This window comes from Pseudoalteromonas tetraodonis (assembly GCF_002310835.1).
In the GTDB taxonomy this organism is placed as follows: Bacteria; Pseudomonadota; Gammaproteobacteria; order Enterobacterales; family Alteromonadaceae; genus Pseudoalteromonas; species Pseudoalteromonas tetraodonis.
Genome location: NZ_CP011041.1, coordinates 467,890 through 485,539, shown reverse-complemented (window position 1 = coordinate 485,539; position 17,650 = coordinate 467,890). Strand labels below are relative to the sequence as shown.

Below are 17,650 nucleotides of genomic sequence, written 5' to 3'. Positions count from 1 at the left end.
TGGTTTTTAGCTAAGGCTATCTGCTAACAATTTAATTTCTTTAGTAATACTATTTTGATGATTACCCACAAATAAACCATTTTCATCTAAATATTCGGCAGCTTCTAATGAACCAGCGACTTCATAGTCAAAGTACTCAAGTACTTCTTTATTTTTTAAGAAATTACCAGTTACAATTGGTCTGCATTCAATACCATTTTCAGTTAGTAATTTAACTAAATCGGCACGGGTATATGGTGCATTTTCCTTTAAAATTAATGAAAAACCAAACCAACTACTTAAGCCCGTTTCTTGCTGAATATCAATATAAGGATGATTAGCAAATAATGATTGGAATAACTTTGCATTTTCACGACGCATTTCAATAAAACGAGGTAATTTTTTAAGCTGCTCTATTCCTAGTGCACCACTCATCTCAAGTGGACGTACATTGTAGCCTGGTAACATAAACTTAAATGACTCTTCGAATGGGTCATCACTTTTCTCGCCACTGACTTTATTAAATTTAGGTAAGTTACGCGTCCAACCATGGGCTCGAATACAAAGAAGGATATGATAAAGTTCTTCATCATCCGTAACTACGCAACCACCTTCCATTGTGGCGATATGATGAGAAAAGAATGAGCTAAACGTCCCCATAACACCAAATGTACCTGCTTGCTTACCGTTTAAGGTTGCGCCCATTGACTCACAGTTATCTTCTAAAACAAAAATGTTACGATCTGCAATAATTTCGTTCATGCGATTAAAGTCATTAGGGTTGCCTAATAAATTTACCGACAAAATAGCTCGTGTTTTATCTGTAATAGCAGCTTCTAATTTGTCTAGATCCATATTTAAAGTATTGCGATCTATATCTACAAACTTAACTTTTAAGCCATATTGTTGCAATGGGAAGTAAGTAGTCGACCAAGAGACGGCAGGTACAATTACTTCATCACCACGTTTTAACTTTAAAGACTCATTTTTGGTAAAAAATAATGCGGCGATCATTAATAAATTAGCTGTCGAACCTGAACTGACCATTAGCGCATATTTCGAACCAAAAAACTCAGCGAAATCTTTTTCGTATTGAGCAACTTCTTTACCCATGGTAAACATGTCAGAATCTATTACTCTTTGAATTGCAGAATACTCGTTCTCATCCCATGTGCTGCTTGCTAGTGCGTAATTAGTCATTACAATACTCTCTTAAATAAAATTCATACGTTTTCTTAATACCGGCTTCTAATTTAGTTTTATAGTGCCAGCCAAATTCTTTTAACTTTTTATCGTCTATTAATTTTTGCTTCATACCAACAGGCTTATCTAAGTCATGCTTAAATTTTCCTTTAAAACCAACTACCTTTGCTATAGTTTGGTAATAATCATTAATTGAATAATCAGTACCTAAACCAACGTTCAAGTTTTGAGGCATTTTTTCAAAGTTTCTTATTGCATAAAAAATAAAATCGGCTAGATCTTCTGCATACATAAATTCACGACGAGCTTCGCCATCTCCCCAAATATCTATTTCAGGAAGATTATTTTTCTTCCCTTCATCTATTTTTCGAATAACCGCAGGAATCATATGTGAATGATTCGGATCGAACTTATCAAAACACCCATATAAATTACATGGAATAATTGTTTTATATTGGCGGTTTGGATTTTCTTTTATAATATACTCACAAAGCCGTGTACTAGTCACTTTTGCAAGCGCATAACCTTCATTCGTTGGCTCCAACTCACCTTTTAAAATCAAATCTTCACTTAAAGGGTTTGCAGCATCACGAGGATACATACAAGAGCTACTCAAGTTTAGAAAGGTATTAACATTTGAATTATTAGCTGCAGTGAGAATATTAAGCCCCATTTGCATGTTTTCAACCAAAAACTTTACAGGCTGTGCCATATTAGCTTGAATACCACCAACAATACCTGCAGCGTGTATTACCATGTCGGGCTTGTGTATGCTTACATACTGGTTGACTGAGTTAGAATCAAGTAAATTTAGTTCACTGCTACTTGGTGACAAAAAATCATAGTCGTACTGTTTAGCTACTTCTAAAATATTTCTGCCAACCATGCCATTAGCACCGGTTAATAAAATTTTCATCTAGTTTAAACCTATTCAACTGCTACTGAATTTGTGTAACCGTGCTCTTTCAAAATTGCGTGCTGCTTAGCTTTATCTAAGTCATTTGCGACCATTTCTGAACACATTTGCTCTACAGTAATTTGAGGTACCCAACCTAATTTTGCCTTTGCTTTTGATGGATCACCAAGGAGCGTTTCAACTTCAGCAGGCCTAAAGTATCGAGGATCAACTTTAACAATAACATCACCAACGCTAAGAGCTGGCGCGTTATTACCTGCAATCGACTTAACTGTTGCTACCTCATCAACTCCTTCACCACTAAATTCAAGCTCAATGCCTGCTTCTTTAGCTGAGAGTGTTACAAACTCACGCACTGATATTTGCTTCCCTGTTGCAATAACAAAATCATCAGCTTCTTCTTGCTGTAACATCATCCACTGCATACGAACATAATCTTTAGCATGGCCCCAATCACGTAAAGCATCCATATTACCTAGGTATAAACAACTTTCTAATCCTTGAGCAATATTAGCAATACCACGAGTAATTTTACGTGTTACAAAGGTTTCACCACGTCGAGGCGATTCATGATTAAACAAAATACCATTACATGCGTACATACCATACGATTCACGATAATTGACGACTATCCAATAAGCATACATTTTAGCGACTGCATATGGGGAGCGAGGGTGAAACGGAGTTGTCTCTTTCTGAGGAATCTCTTGTACTTCGCCGTACAACTCTGAAGTTGAAGCCTGATAGAATTTAGTTTTTTTCTCAAGCCCTAAAAAGCGAATTGCTTCAAGTAAGCGCAGTGTGCCCATCGCATCTACATCTGCTGTATACTCTGGGCATTCAAACGAAACAGCAACGTGTGATTGCGCACCCAAGTTATAAACTTCATCTGGTTGTACATCTTTAATAATACGCGTTAAGTTTGATGAGTCGGTTAAATCGCCATAGTGCAGGAAAAAACTTTGATTTTCCTCGTGATTATCTTGATAGATATGATCAACGCGCTCAGTATTTAATGATGATGCACGACGCTTAATACCATGTACTTCGTAGCCTTTTTCTAACAATAACTCAGCTAAATATGAACCGTCTTGGCCTGTAACGCCCGTGATTAATGCTACTTTCTTTTCTGTCATTTTTAATTCCTTTACTTAAAATTTGGAAATTTTCTAGATAATACCCAAATTCAAGAGTTACGTATCTAAATTTGTATTAAGTTCTTTAATTTTGCTTAATGCGGTCATAACAATCTTCTTTGCCGATTGAAAGTTATTTGACTCTCCATAACACCGAAGCTCTGGCGCATTACCAGACGGCCGTAAGTGAATAATATCTCCATCTTTAAGCGCAATTCTTAATCCATCAGTTTCATCGATAGTATTAACCTTAATGTTGGTTAAACCGAGTTTAACTAGAAGCTTTTCAGGATTCTTTTTGACTAGGGAAATAATTTCTTGGCTTTTTTGGGTAGCAAAGTTTTGAACTCGCTCACTGTAGGTAAATCGTTCTGGAAGTGCATTTACTAAGGCTGAAATTTTAGTATCATCGGCTGCAAGCAGAAGCATAATAGCTGGTAACATAGCATCGCGAGTCGGTAGTGTTTTTAATTGCTTATTATTTAATAGAACGTCACTACCTAATAAAAAACCACCATTAGCCTCAAAACCCGCAACAGTGTTAAACCTTTTAGATAGCTTAGAAAACTCAGCAATAACGTATGGCGATCCTATCTTCGTTCTTTCAACATGCTTAAATTTATGACTAGTTTCAATAGCAGTGTTACAACTAATAGGTACGGATAAGGCTTCAATACCCAGTATGTCTGCACATAATAAGCCTAAAATATCGCCACGTAACCAGTTTCCATTTTCATCGGATACGAGGGGCCGATCACCATCACCGTCTGTTGAAAACACCATATCTAAATTATATTCTTTTGACCAATTTATTGCTTTGATAGTGTCTTGCTCGGAAACAGCCTCTGTATCTATAGGTACAAACTTATCACTTCTCTCTAAACGAAAAACATCAGCGCCTAGTGCTTCGAATATTCTAAAGTAGAGGTCACGACCAGCACTAGAGTGTTCATATATACCGATCTGCTTACCAGTAAGCCATTGTTTAGTAAATAAAGATGTGTAACGATTAATATATTCTTCAGTGGCTTGGTTACTTACAGTTAGTTCAACAAGCTCTGTAAGTTCAAAAAACTCAACTTGTTCAGTAATAATTGCTCGTTCGTCTACTTTGCTAATTTCGCCATCAGGTCGATAAAACTTAAGCCCGTTGCGATCAAACGGAATATGACTTCCCGTTACCATTATTGCAGGTATATTATCTTGCATTGCTTTGTATGCTAGAGCTGGGGTGGGTATTACTCCGTAATATACAACATGAATGTTACGCTGTTGTAACGCTGTTGCACATGCTTGCGCCATTGCATAACTACTAGGCCTATTATCAATTGCAAGTGCTACTGTACTGAAGCTAAAGCTTTGTTGCATACTTTGAATAAACGCAACGCTGAATGCAGCACAAACATTAGATGTTAGCTGGGTCACCAATCCTCTTGCACCGCTGGTACCAAAAGTAACACCACTTTGTTCTAAAACATCTGTGCTTACCAATATCTTATTCATTATCATCCATACTTATTTAAACTGAATCGACCTATTATACTCGACCATAGCGGTCTTCAAAACGTACAATATCATCTTCACCTAAGTAGCTACCCGTTTGAACTTCTATCATTTCAAGAGGAATTTTACCTGGGTTTTCTAACGCATGTATTGTACCTAAAGGGATATAAGTAGACTCATCTTCAGTTACTAAAATAGTTTTATCTCCATTTAATACGCTTGCAGTGCCTGATACTACAATCCAGTGTTCTGAACGATGATGATGTTTTTGAATAGACAGCTTTTCACCCGGCTTAACCGTAATTCGCTTCACCTGATCTCGTTTACCAAAATCAATTGAGTCATACTTACCCCAAGGTCGATAAACCTCACGGTGTAATTTATGCTCAGTCCGACCCGCATCTTTTAATTTTTTTACGATCGTCTTAACATTTTGTACTTGATCTTTATCTGCTACTAAAATGGCATCTTTAGTTTCAATAATGACCAAGTTATCAACCCCAACTGTAGAAACGAGTTTATTTTCAGCGTAAATATAGTTATTAGTCGAATCAACAGAAATTACATCGCCTTTTATAACATTTTTATTATTATCTTTAGCTGATACTTCCCATAAAGATGAAAAAGATCCGACATCGCTCCAGCCTGCATCCATTGGAACAACCATTACATTTTGACTTTTTTCCATTACCGCATAATCAATAGAGTCATCAGGACAGGTTTCAAATATATCTTTATCTACCCTTACAAAGTCTAAGTCTAAGTCTTGCTTAGGGTTTGCTATTGCTTGCTTACAAATACTTAATATTTCAGGTGAAAATACTTCCAACTCTTTAAGGTAGCGACTAGCTTTAAATAAAAACATTCCACTATTCCAATAATAACTACCATTTGATATATACTTTTGGGCGGTTGCTAAGTTAGGCTTTTCAACAAATTCACTAACTGTAAATGCATTACCATTTTGCTTACCCGCTTTTATATAGCCGTAACCTGTTTCTGGAGCTGTAGGTACTATTCCAAAAGTGACTAGTTGATCCTCTAACGCATAAGGTAGCGCTCTTTGTACTGCGCTCTCAAAAGCAGTTATATTTTCAATAACATGATCCGCTGCAAGTACTAATAGAATAGGCTCTTCCCCTTCTGCTGCATTACTGACAGCTTGTAAAGCGGCTAATGCAATTGCAGGAGCTGTATTTCGCCCTATGGGCTCCAAAATAATTCCGCTATGCTCAAAGCCACCTATTCTCATTTGCTCAGCGGCAATAAAGCGGTGTTCTTCATTACAGATTAACACAGGAGCTTTATGCTCTAAACCTGACAGACGCGCTATTGTTTGTTGAAGCATCGATTGCTCCCCAATTACTTTTAAAAACTGTTTTGGGTATAACTCACGCGAAAGTGGCCATAATCGAGAGCCAGTCCCGCCAGCCATAATAATAGGAGTGATCATAAAGTATTTTCCAATTTATAATTTAAGTGAAACTTGAATATTAATTATTTAAACAGACTATCTGCTTGTTTATCACTTTCAAAGTACCATTTCGTGTGTTCGTGCACTTCCTCATTTAATAACAACTCTCTTTCTGTAAACCACTTATAAGCTGAGTGCTGCTCTTTAGGTAATGTTGATAATTCAATATTAAAATTAATTTCATAAGCAAGTACCACGTAATGAGTGGTAAAGTCATCACCTGTAAAGTTATCATTATAAAAATGCTGATATACACCTTTAAAATGTGAATTGACGTTTAATAAGTCTAATTCATCTTTAATTAAGCGCTTAAAAGCTGCTTCAAGTGATTCATCTTTCAATACTCTTCCACCTGGCACAAACCATAAGCTTTTAGCTGGGCGGTTAGTGCGCTTACCCAATAGAATTTGCTTTTTTTTGTTCTTTATAATTAGATCTATCGACACTAACGGTGTTGACTTTATAACTGTTTTAAACGTATCAAGTGAGAGCATGTTTAATTCAAATAGAAATAGTTGATATTTTGTGATCATTATTACTTAAAACCACACAAAGTTATTCATCTAAGGAGGAACTTAACTAAACTTAGTTAGTCAGTTCCAAACAAGTCTCGTGTATATACTTTATCAACAATATCATTTAACTCATCAACCATACGGTTTGATAAAACAACATCTGAAAGCTGTTTAAACTCATTTAAATCATTAACTACACGCGAATGGAAAAACTCGTTTTCTCGAAGCTCAGGCTCGAATACTATAACCTCAATTCCCTTTGCCTTAATGCGCTTCATTATACCTTGTATGGCTGAAGCTCTAAAATTATCTGACCCTGTTTTCATTACTAATCGGTATACACCAACCACTTTTGGGTTACGTTTAATAATTGAATCTGCAATAAAATCCTTACGAGTCGTATTAGCATCAACGATTGCGCCTATAATGTTGTTTGGTACATCGGCATAATTAGCGCGGAGCTGTTTGGTATCTTTAGGTAAACAATAACCACCGTAACCAAACGACGGATTATTATAGTGGTCACCTATACGTGGATCTAAGCTAACACCTTGTATAATTTGCTTGCTATTTAAGCCATGTGCCTCAGCGTAGCTGTCGAGTTCATTAAAATAGGCAACACGCATTGCAAGATAAGTGTTAGAGAATAATTTAATTGCCTCAGCTTCTGTTGAATCTGTGAACAAAACCTCAACATTTTTCTTAATAGCGCCCTGTTTAAGCAACTCCGCAAATACAATAGCGCGTTCGCTTTGCTCACCGACTACAATTCGAGATGGGTATAAATTGTCGTGTAGCGCTTTACCTTCGCGAAGAAATTCAGGAGAAAATATTATATTATTACTAGCAAACTTCTCTTTAACCGATTGCGTGTAACCCACCGGTACGGTCGATTTTATGACTATAACAGCCTTTGGAGTTATTTTTAAAACATCAGCAATAACAGACTCAACCGTGCTGGTATTAAAGTGATTTGTAGTGGGCTCATAATCAGTAGGTGTAGCAATAATTACGAAATCAGCGTTTTTATACGCGAACTCTTTATTTGAAGTAGCTTCAAAATTTAAATTAGCTCGAGTTAAGTATTCACTGATATTTTTATCAACTATAGGAGATTTATTATTATTTAAAAGTGCTACTTTTTTTTCATCAATATCAAACGCTATAACCTCATTTTCCTTCGCTAATAGCATCGCATTAGAAAGGCCAACATATCCTGTTCCTACAACTGTTATTCTCATTTTTTTCCTCATTAAAAATTTAAGCAGTATTGTTAAGTAGTGACTTTGGTAACTAAATACCTTGTGATTAATGTTCTATTATTTAATCTATCAATCTCAACTAAAATACTTTGAAAAGCCTTTGAGTGAATAAAAGAAAAAATGATAAATCGTTTGGGGGAGACTTAATTTGACTACATCCCTATAAAATAACCATTGCCATTTAAGTATTTTAAACTTATTTTGAGTCATACCTGAATCTACGCGATAAAGTGCTAGAACTTTATTTATACTATATGCATTGGGTACATCCTTTAATATATTTAACCATAACCCCATATCTTGCCTTTTCCGTATTATAGGCATGTATCTCTTTCCCAAAGTGTAAGTGTCATATATTACTGTGAGGCAGCCTATAACATTACTACTTAACAACCTTTTATAACAAGTAGATTTAGGAGGCAGCACTTTTCGTTTTCTAACACCACCTTCAACTTTTTGATATGCTGTAAATGTAAAAGCATAATTATGTTGGAGCATAAAACTAATTTGAGTAGTTAACTTTTCAGGGAGCCATTGATCGTCAGCATCTAAAAAAGCTACAAACCTCCCTTTTGCCTTCTCTATAGAATTATTCCGTGCCTTTCCAGCTCCACCATTTTCATTGCTTATAAAAAGTTTTATTCTATTATCTGTAGCAATAAATGCATTTACAATATCTCTTGTATTATCGGTTGAGCAATCATCAGTTATTAATAACTGCCAATTATCATAAGTTTGCGAAAGTACGGATTTAATCGCTTCGCCTATATATAGCTCTGAGTTATATGCAGGCATAATAATCGAAACTAAAGGTTTATTTTCTATCATCGCCCCATACCAAAGATTACAGTTTTAACCGTCAGCAATAATATTTTCAGATCCAGCATACTTGAATGATGTTTAATGTAATAAATATCATATTTGTGTTTCCAAACAGCATCTTCAACAGAGGCCCCATAAGGATAGCTGACTTGGGCCAATCCTGTAACACCCGGCTTAACAGCATGGCGGAAACGATAATATGGAATTTCTTGCTCAAGATCCTTAATAAAAACTTCTCTTTCAGGCCTTGGACCAACTATTGACATAGTTCCTTGCAAAACATTTATAAGCTGCGGTATTTCATCAATACGTGTTTTACGAATAAACTTACCTACTTTAGTAATGCGGGCATCATTTTCGCTAGCCCATTGCGCGCCATTTTTTTCAGCATCATTTCGCATCGACCTAAACTTATAAACTTTAAACTCTTCATTATATTGGCCAGTCCTTTTCTGTTTATATAAAACAGGCCCAGGGCTTTCTAACTTTATAAGCAAAACCGCTATTAACGAAAGAGGCATAGTTACAAAAAGTAAAAAAACTGAACTTACTACGTCTAAAGCTCTTTTCGTTATTTGAGTTCTTTTGTTAGATAAAATTGAAAAAGCTTTTTGGTGTAGAAAATAGCTACTATGTAATAAGCGCACTTCAGTATACTTTAATCTATCGTCTAAGTAGCTTACTAACGGCTCAACCCAGGCACCACTTTCAGTTGCTCTAACTAAAAATGCACGTTGCTCTTTGGTCAAATGCGCACTTCTATAGTGGCATATTACTTTTTCTGTAAAGTCAGTTATCGAAAAATCATTAATAACGAGCTCAAATGTGTGATCATTAATAATTTCTATTATATTAGAAGCACATTCATCTGGGCAAAATACATAAATTATATTTTGCTTTAACGCCTCTTTTTTTGACTTAAAACTCTTAGTAAACAATGAAAACTTCCAATTAGTCTAATATGCTAGTGAACACCTTGCCTATAATGATTAAAGACCTAAACCTCGGTTCCTTATCATTTACCAACTAGGTCTAATTTGTTTTTACCTTGTCATTCTTTGTCTTGTTTAAGAAAGTACTTTATTAGCACAAGTACACTACTTAAAAAGACACCTATTAATGTCCCTAAGATACAAATCAGGGCTCTTTTAGGTTTGAACTTTTGCTCTGGAATTATCGCTGGGTCAATCGTTTTAAACACATATTCATCACGCACATTGGCAAACATAATTGTTTTTGTTTGCTCTTCTACTAGCTTATAAAGTACAGCTCGTATGTCAGCTATTTTAGTTTGCTCTAATTGCTGAGTTAAAAAATCGGTGCTTTTGTTTGCCTCTAGCACTTCGCGCTGTTTCATGGTGGCGTTTATGTCTTGTATTAACCAGTTTACCCATTGCTGCGCTACATAAGGCGATACGTGCTCTATGGCAATTTTAACCATGCCAGTTTCTTTATCTTTATTTGCACTAATAGTTTTACTAAATTCTTTATACGCCTCTTGCATTGAAGGCTCGGGTTTAAAGGGTAATTCAACTTTACGTATCCATTTATTTTGCTCTGCAATATAAAGCTTATCGTCGTAAATAACTGTATTAGTTTCACGGTTCCACGCTTTAGCTGCCATTAAATCGGGTAGTATATTGTGCTTTTTAATAAACTCGCTGGTGAACTGGCGTGATTTTAGTACCTCAAGCGCCATTTGCGTTTTATCGACCCTGCCACCGGAACCTAAGTTAACCCCAGCTAAACTTGCTAGGCCACCAAACTGGCCGGCTAATGCACCTAAGCCACCCGCTTTGTCTTGCTCTGCAGGAGCAAGTAACGCCTCTGATTTATAAATATTAGGCTGGTTAATGGCGTAAAAAACAGATGCAACAGCAAATAAGGTAGTTACAGCAATGATAATCCACTTGCCTTGCCAAATAGCGGTAAATAGTTCGCGTAGATCTATTTCGTCATCAGCAGCATTATAATTAACCACTGGTGTATTTGCCTGATTTAGATTGTTTGAGTTGTTTTCCATTTAAATCTCATAAGTTCAGCTATCAGCTATCAGCTATCAGCTATCAGCTATCAGCTATCAGCTATCAGCTATCAGCTATCAAAAATTGAATAACGAGAACATTAGGTCAAGTTATTGTTTTAGGTTCTAGGTTTTAGGTTCTAGGTTCTAGGTTCTAGGTTCTAGGTTCTAGGTTCTAGGTTCTAGGTTCTAGGTTCTAGGTTCTAGGTTCTAGGTTCTAGGTTCTAGGTTCTAGGTTCTAGGTTCTAGGTTCTAGGTTCTAGGTTCTAGGTTCTAGGTTCTAGGTTCTAGGTTCTAGGTTCTAGGTTCTAGGTTCTAGGTTCTAGGTTCTAGGTTCTAGGTTCTAGGTTCTAGGTTCTAGGTTCTAGGTTCTAGGTTCTAGGTTCTAGGTTCTAGGTTCTAGGTTCTAGGTTCTAGGTTCTAGGTTCTAGGTTCTAGGTTCTAGGTTCTAGGTTCTAGGTTCTAGGTTCTAGGTTCTAGGTTCTAGGTTCTAGGTTCTAGGTTCTAGGTTCTAGGTTCTAGGTTCTAGGTTCTAGGTTCTAGGTTCTAGGTTCTAGGTTCTAGGTTCTAGGTTCTAGGTTCTAGGTTCTAGGTTCTAGGTTCTAGGTTCTAGGTTCTAGGTTCTAGGTTCTAGGTTCTAGGTTCTAGGTTCTAGGTTCTAGGTTCTAGGTTCTAGGTTCTAGGTTCTAGGTTCTAGGTTCTAGGTTCTAGGTTCGTCAAAATTATAATTCGGCTCAGGCTCTTTAATATGACTTTTCCTAATGTTAATTAATGCTGCAAGCATACTAGCAACTTCTTTCGATTCATTAATCAATTTCAAACCCAGTTCTCGCTCTATAAAACCTATTTCAATACCTATATATATCTGCGTTACCAGCTCACCGGCAGAGCCTTTGCCATAATATAAAAACCTAGCTTGATCGGCCTGCGAGTCTCTTTCTAAGCCCTCCGCTATGTTAGAAGGAATTGAAATAGCAGAACGCGTAACTTGATCCTTAAAACCATAGTCTTTACATTTGGCTGTTGCTTTATAAATATCACAAGCCAGCCTTGAAGCTCTTTTCCAAACATCCAACTGTTCAAACTTCATAGTAATTCCTTTTTTAAGTTCTAGGTTCTAGGCTTTCCTCGCACCTAGTACCTTGTGCCTAAAACCTTAGAACAGCTGCGGGATAAACCCGCAGCTACATTATATTAAATACCGCTTATGGCTGCTACTGCTACACCTAGTTGATATAGAATCTGTGTTGCGGTGCTCCAAAGCGTTAGCTTATCCATATGGCCTGCATCTAGTGGGACAACAATGGTATCGCCAGGTTCAAGTTGGTTTGAGTTATTAACTGCAAACCAGTTGCCGGTATTTGGTATTTTTACTGAGCCATTTGCTTTAATTATATAAATACGGTCATCAGCAGCGCGCTCTTTTAAGCCACCGCTTAGGTCTATGTATTCGTCTACGCTTATGCCTGCTTTATATAGATGCGAGGTAGAGTAATTAACCTCACCTATTACACTGATTGAGTCGCGTTCACTAGGCACATAAAGTACATCGCCATCTTGCAGTACTAGGTTTTGCTCATTATTAACAATAAGCGGTAAATCTATAACTAAACGGCCTACGGCATCTACATTTGCTAAATCTGCGAGAAGTTTATTCATTTCATCGTAAGTAAGTGTGTTGCTACTAACTGAACTTTGAAAGCTTTTTGATGCTATATCACGGCGAAGCTCGGTAGATAAACGCGCTAGCTGTTGTTGCTCTTGCTTTTTAATTGATTGGCGAGTAAATACAGCGGCATTGGTTGCAGCAAACTCAGAAAAGCCACCGGCGCGCTCAAGTAAGTTACTTAAGGTTTCACCGCGGCGAATAGTATAGGTGCCCGGAAATTTAAGCTCCCCCCTTAGCTCTACTTTTAGGTTTTCTTGCCAGTTTGGTATAGCAAATATATTTACGCTGTCTTTACTTTGTAATGAAATATTAGATGCCGCTTTACCTTGCATAGCACTTTTTAAATCAAACTTAATATGCTCAATGTTTGATACATCGTTATTGGCAATTCTTGTTACTTCAGCTTGTTGTGTATAAGCCGACTCTAATAAGCCCCCCGCAGCAGTAATTAGGTCTTTTACTTCACCGCCTTCCATTAACGGGTAAATGCCTGGGTACATTACACTGCCGCTAATTTCCACTATTTGCATCGCCTGCATTACACCGGCCTGCTGCTCTAACTTAGCAATTACCGGTTTAAGTAAATTATGGCGGCTGAACAAGGCATAGCTTTTTGCATCTTCTTCTTGTTCTTTAAGCTTTTTCTCAAGCATTTCCGCCATGCTTAAATTTGGGTTTACCTCTTCAAACTCTGACTTTTTAGTCGCTACACCAACATACTTTTCGAACTCTTTTTGTTGGTATTCATGCCAAAGCTCTGCTTTGCGTTGTTGATCTTGCTGCTCTTTAGTTAACGCTAAATTTGCAAGCGCTATATCTTCTAATGCTTTTTCTTCAAAACGACTGAATACAATAATTTTATCGTTAGGGTTAAGTTGTAAGTTGTTCTCAGTATCTTTTGTAATAGCTTTTGCTAAATCGAACTGATGAATTTCAATATCACCATTTACGTTGGTTTCGCGCACTACTAATGCATAATCTAAATCGGCTTGCGGTAGTAAGTCACCACGTACTGAGCCTAATATGTCTGAAATGCGCTTACCCTTGTACCACTGGTAATTACCAGGGCGTACTACAGCACCAATTAAACTAATTGAAGTTTGGTATTGCTCACCAATCGCGCTAAAACGAATACGATCGCCATCTTGTGGAATGTAGTTAACTTGCTCTTTGCTAAAATCTACCGAAAGCACTTCTTTATGTTGGTTATTAAAACGTTCAACTATCACGCTTTTAGCGTAAGCATTTGGCTTGATGCCGCCCGCCATTTTTAATAATTGTTCTGCCGTTTCGCCTTTTTTAAGCTCAAAAATAGCAGGGCGTTTTACTAAACCATCAACGGTTACTTGCTCGCCAACCGACGGTATAAATACCACGTCACCCGGTTTTAAAATAATATCGTTGCTGCTATCACCGCGAATAAGTAAGTCGTATAAATCAAAGTTAGTAACAACCTTACCACCGCGCTTTACTTGAATATTACGCAGTGAGGCAATATCCGACACGCCACCACTTACAAATAATGCATGCGACACTGTAGTCAATGACGACACACTATAGCTACCTGGTTTGTATGCTTCACCCAATACTAAAATACGAATGCTGCGAAGTTTACCAAGCGATACGAACGCTTTAACACCTATAATCTCTTGTTCAACTTTTACTTTTATTAACTCTTTAACTTCAGCAAAGGTTAAACCAGCTACCTGAACAGGACTTAAGTCGGGAATGTTAATACGTCCTTCCCTATCAACGATGACTTCGTAGCTTGCGCTTTCTTTACCGTAAAAGTTGATTAATAGCTGATCGCCACGCCCCACTAAATACGTATCGGGTACTGCAGCATTTTCGTTGGGCATAAATGTGGTGGGTTCGCCGGCAAATAAGTCATAACCGAATGGTTTTACCGTGTTATCTTCGGGCTTAAAGCGTTCTTCATCTGTAAAAGCTTGTTCGTCGGCGGTATTACGCTCACCTACTGTGGGTTTATCTTGTTCGTTATTTTTGCCACTGGCATTGCCTGCACCTTCAAGGCTTGAAATGTCTACGCCATATTGCTTTGCAAGTGCCTGCTGTTGAGACTTAGGCAACTTTTGAAACTGCTCAAGTTGAGCGGCTGTTGGCGCAAATGCTAATGTGCTAAAGCTACATATAAGTACAAAAGCACTTAATAAATGTTTAATAACGTTCACGAGTAGGTATTTCCCTAGGTCTACAACCAAAATTGGTGGGTATCATACATTATTTATGAGCAAATAAAAAAGGGACTTTAGCCCCTTTCATAGTTTTATTACAATTAATTTACTACTTGATGTTAAAAGCTATACACCAATGTTAATGAGGTCTCTGTATCAGTTGCCTCTTTATCGTCAGCAACATCTGAGTTATTAGTAATATTGTAGGCTACTTTCATTTGTAGTGAGCCATTAATTTTAGTCAGAAGTGCGGTTTCTGAGCGCGTTTTGGTATTGGTATCACCATATTCTACCGATACTAACTGAGTAAAACGTGCGTTGTCTGAAATTTTCCAGCTAAAGTCTACTTTACCTAGCGCAATTACTTCACCTTCGTATTCACCCGCTAGTGAGTTGCCGTTTTCATCAACCTCTTCGCTTACATCTGGGTATTTAAAGTACTTATAACCTGGACCAATTTCAGCGTTTAGTTTCATGTTTGACTCGTTTAATAAACGTAAACCATAACCCGCTGAAATAACCGACTCGCTTCGGTATGCGCCAAAGTAATCAGATACGTGCGACCCATAAATAAATAAATGAGCGTGTTTCTCATTTAATTTGTAATTACCCTGCGCTGAAATAGAGTACTTTTCGTTAGTACGCTGCTTTTCTTTAGTACCGTCGTCGTTTTCTACTTCGTCTTCTTTGTAGATGCCGTCTAACTTATACTCGTTGTTCCAATTTTCTAAGTTATGTAATACTTTAATACCGCCTTTGAGGGTGGTTGTTTCGGTATTACCGCTGGTAATAATAGCGCCTACTTCACTGGTAACTTCCCAGGTTTTTTGTTCTTCTTCTGCTGCAAATGCATTGGTTGTAGCTGAGGCTGCTACTAAAATTGATAAAAGCTTAAGTTTCATTAAAAAATAACCCTGTAAAAAATGTATTAATACCTATTAAAAAGGCAGCGCGCATATTAATAAATCGAATTTGAGCGCAGCCTTAATAAATAAGTATTTTAAAAAATTAGTCTTGCTTGTGTAAATGTACATCCATTTGCGGGAATGGAATGGTAATGTCTGCGTCGTCTAACGCTATTTTAATGTTTTCCATTAACGACCAATATGTTGGCCAGTAATCCTCTGAGTTAACCCACGGGCGCACTATAAAGTTAACGCTTGAATCGGCAAGTTCAGAAACTGATACATTGTATGCAGGATCTTTTAAAATACGCGATTCGTTATCAAGCACTGATTTAAGTACTTCTTTTGCTTTTCGTAAGTCGGCGTCGTAGCCAACACCAATCACAAGATCAACGCGGCGTGTTGATTCGCGCGAGTAATTAATGATCGCATCTGACATGATTTTTGAATTAGGCATTACAATAACTTTGTTATCGGGTGTGCGCATTTCAGTTGAGAATATTTCGATTTTTTTAATCGTACCGGCTTTACCGCCCGCTTCAACATAGTCACCTGATTTAAATGGGCGAAGTAGAATAATTAATACGCCTGACGCAAAGTTAGATAACGACCCTTGCAGTGCTAAGCCAACGGCTAAACCTGCCGCACCTAAAATAGCAATAAATGACGTAGTTTCGATACCAATTTGTGACAGCGCCATTAAAATAGTGGCTGCAAATACAATGGCATATACAATACTAGAGACAAACGATGAAACCGCTTTATCTACTTTTTTCTTGTCGAATGCTTTTTCGGTTAACTTTGCACAAAATTTAGCAATTCGTCCACCCAGTAAAAATATAACAAGCGCTATAACTGCCTGAATACCGTAGTGTAAGATTAAGCCTGAATTTTCATTCAGCCAATTGAGTATTGAATCCATATTAACTCCTGATAGTGTTATTAAGCAGTTTAGCGGTGTTGTTTATTGTATTGTAAATCTTTAATACGTGTTTGCAACAGCGTTTTACAAGGTTCGAGGTTCGAGGTTCGAGGTTCGAGGTTCGAGGTTCGAGGAATTTAAAAACCTTACGGTTAATATAGCAAGGTTTTTTATACCCGTAGGCGGGAGTTTACCTCGCGCAGGGTTTAGTGAAATGCGCGGGATAACCACCGCTCACGTTCAATACAAACATCATGCTTGGCTTAATCTCTACCTAAAACCTAAAATCTTTGTCTTTAATCTCTTCCTCTGTGACCTCTGTGGTAAATAGTGTTTTAATTTTTTGCACCACAGAGTACACCGAGGCGCTACGCGCTTCACAGAGAAGACAAAACAAATAAAACATGTCTTTAATCATTTCCTCTGTGTGCTCTAACCCTCTGTGGTGAATAAAATCTCTTTAAGATCTTTTTACACAAAGAGAAGTGAATGAGGAGTAAATGAGAAAACAATAACCATGAGCCCGAGTGATTAATTGTTTTTCACTAGCTCTAAAAGCGCAGCGTCTCTTAACCTCTTTGTGAATAAGTTTATTGCCTAAAACCACCTGCGCGTGATAACCCCCGCCTACAAACCATTTTGAACCACAGAGTACACCGAGGCGCTACGCGCTTCACAGAGAAGACAAAACAAATAAAACATGTCTTTAATCATTTCCTCTGTGTGCACTAACCCTCTGTGGTGAATAAAATCTCTTTAAGATCTTTTTGCACAAAGAGAGGTGAATGAGGAGTAAATGAGAAAACAATAACCATGAGCCCGAGTGATTAATTGTTTTTTCACTAGCTCTAAAAGAGCAGCGTCTCTTAACCTCTTTGTGAATAAGTTTATTGCCTAAAACCACCTGCGCGTGATAACCCCCGCCTAAAAAACCATTTTGAACCACAGAGTACACCGAGGCGCTTCGCGCTACACAGAGAAGAAAATCTTGCGCGGAATTAGGGATTCGAGCTGCCCGTTACCCGTTGCCAATAGCTTAAATATAGAATACTTAAAATAAGTTTAATTTTTTTGATTTTTTGCTTCACAAGCATGGGGATATTATGTATTATGCGCGCCACACCAA

The 17,650-nt window shown here is 37.4% G+C and carries 13 protein-coding genes and 1 pseudogene; all 14 read right to left on the bottom strand.

Annotation, left to right across the window (positions count from 1 at the left end; translation table 11 throughout):
* Positions 1-6: 6 nt before the first annotated feature.
* The 14 genes and pseudogenes from PTET_RS02260 to PTET_RS02195 all read right to left on the bottom strand — a co-directional run bounded on the left by PTET_RS02260 (position 7) and on the right by PTET_RS02195 (position 16,524).
* The gene (locus PTET_RS02260) at positions 7-1,179 is read right to left on the bottom strand and encodes a DegT/DnrJ/EryC1/StrS family aminotransferase (RefSeq protein ID WP_096038139.1); all 1,173 of its coding nucleotides are present in this window, start codon (positions 1,177-1,179) and stop codon (positions 7-9) included.
* Positions 1,172-2,098: a GDP-L-fucose synthase family protein gene (locus tag PTET_RS02255; RefSeq protein WP_096038138.1), complete on the bottom strand. Its 927-nt coding sequence runs from the start codon at positions 2,096-2,098 to the stop codon at positions 1,172-1,174. The genes PTET_RS02260 and PTET_RS02255 overlap by 8 nt, the downstream gene beginning before the upstream one ends.
* Before the next feature lie 11 nt (positions 2,099-2,109).
* Positions 2,110-3,234, bottom strand: coding sequence for a GDP-mannose 4,6-dehydratase (gmd, locus tag PTET_RS02250; RefSeq protein WP_096038137.1), 1,125 nt, complete (start codon positions 3,232-3,234; stop codon positions 2,110-2,112).
* Positions 3,235-3,291: 57 nt separating this feature from the next.
* The gene (locus PTET_RS02245) at positions 3,292-4,743 is read right to left on the bottom strand and encodes a phosphomannomutase (protein ID WP_096038136.1); all 1,452 of its coding nucleotides are present in this window, start codon (positions 4,741-4,743) and stop codon (positions 3,292-3,294) included.
* Positions 4,744-4,771: 28 nt separating this feature from the next.
* On the bottom strand, positions 4,772-6,190 hold the full coding sequence (locus PTET_RS02240) for a mannose-1-phosphate guanylyltransferase/mannose-6-phosphate isomerase (protein ID WP_096038135.1): 1,419 nt from the start codon (positions 6,188-6,190) through the stop codon (positions 4,772-4,774).
* A gap of 44 nt (positions 6,191-6,234) precedes the next feature.
* Positions 6,235-6,705: a GDP-mannose mannosyl hydrolase gene (locus PTET_RS02235; RefSeq protein ID WP_096038902.1), complete on the bottom strand. Its 471-nt coding sequence runs from the start codon at positions 6,703-6,705 to the stop codon at positions 6,235-6,237.
* Between the two features lie 95 nt (positions 6,706-6,800).
* Positions 6,801-7,967 carry a nucleotide sugar dehydrogenase gene (locus PTET_RS02230; protein ID WP_096038134.1) on the bottom strand — a complete coding sequence of 389 codons (1,167 nt, stop codon included), beginning with the start codon at positions 7,965-7,967 and terminating at the stop codon, positions 6,801-6,803.
* 96 nt (positions 7,968-8,063) lie between these two features.
* Entirely contained in the window at positions 8,064-8,816 is a 753-nt protein-coding gene (locus PTET_RS02225; protein ID WP_174818651.1) for a glycosyltransferase family 2 protein, read from the bottom strand.
* Positions 8,813-9,748: an exopolysaccharide biosynthesis polyprenyl glycosylphosphotransferase gene (locus PTET_RS02220; RefSeq protein WP_096038133.1), complete on the bottom strand. Its 936-nt coding sequence runs from the start codon at positions 9,746-9,748 to the stop codon at positions 8,813-8,815. The genes PTET_RS02225 and PTET_RS02220 overlap by 4 nt, the downstream gene beginning before the upstream one ends.
* A 113-nt stretch (positions 9,749-9,861) precedes the next feature.
* Positions 9,862-10,833 carry a Wzz/FepE/Etk N-terminal domain-containing protein gene (locus PTET_RS02215; protein WP_096038132.1) on the bottom strand — a complete coding sequence of 324 codons (972 nt, stop codon included), beginning with the start codon at positions 10,831-10,833 and terminating at the stop codon, positions 9,862-9,864.
* A 700-nt stretch (positions 10,834-11,533) separates the two neighbouring features.
* Positions 11,534-11,923: a four helix bundle protein gene (locus tag PTET_RS02210; RefSeq protein ID WP_096038131.1), complete on the bottom strand. Its 390-nt coding sequence runs from the start codon at positions 11,921-11,923 to the stop codon at positions 11,534-11,536.
* A gap of 104 nt (positions 11,924-12,027) precedes the next feature.
* Positions 12,028-14,448, bottom strand: a pseudogene (locus tag PTET_RS02205) (SLBB domain-containing protein); the annotation flags it as partial.
* A gap of 368 nt (positions 14,449-14,816) precedes the next feature.
* Complete coding sequence (locus tag PTET_RS02200; protein WP_096038129.1) at positions 14,817-15,599, bottom strand: DUF481 domain-containing protein; 783 nt, start codon at positions 15,597-15,599, stop codon at positions 14,817-14,819.
* A gap of 106 nt (positions 15,600-15,705) precedes the next feature.
* Positions 15,706-16,524 carry a mechanosensitive ion channel family protein gene (locus PTET_RS02195; RefSeq protein ID WP_013464003.1) on the bottom strand — a complete coding sequence of 273 codons (819 nt, stop codon included), beginning with the start codon at positions 16,522-16,524 and terminating at the stop codon, positions 15,706-15,708.
* Positions 16,525-17,650 lie beyond the last annotated feature (1,126 nt).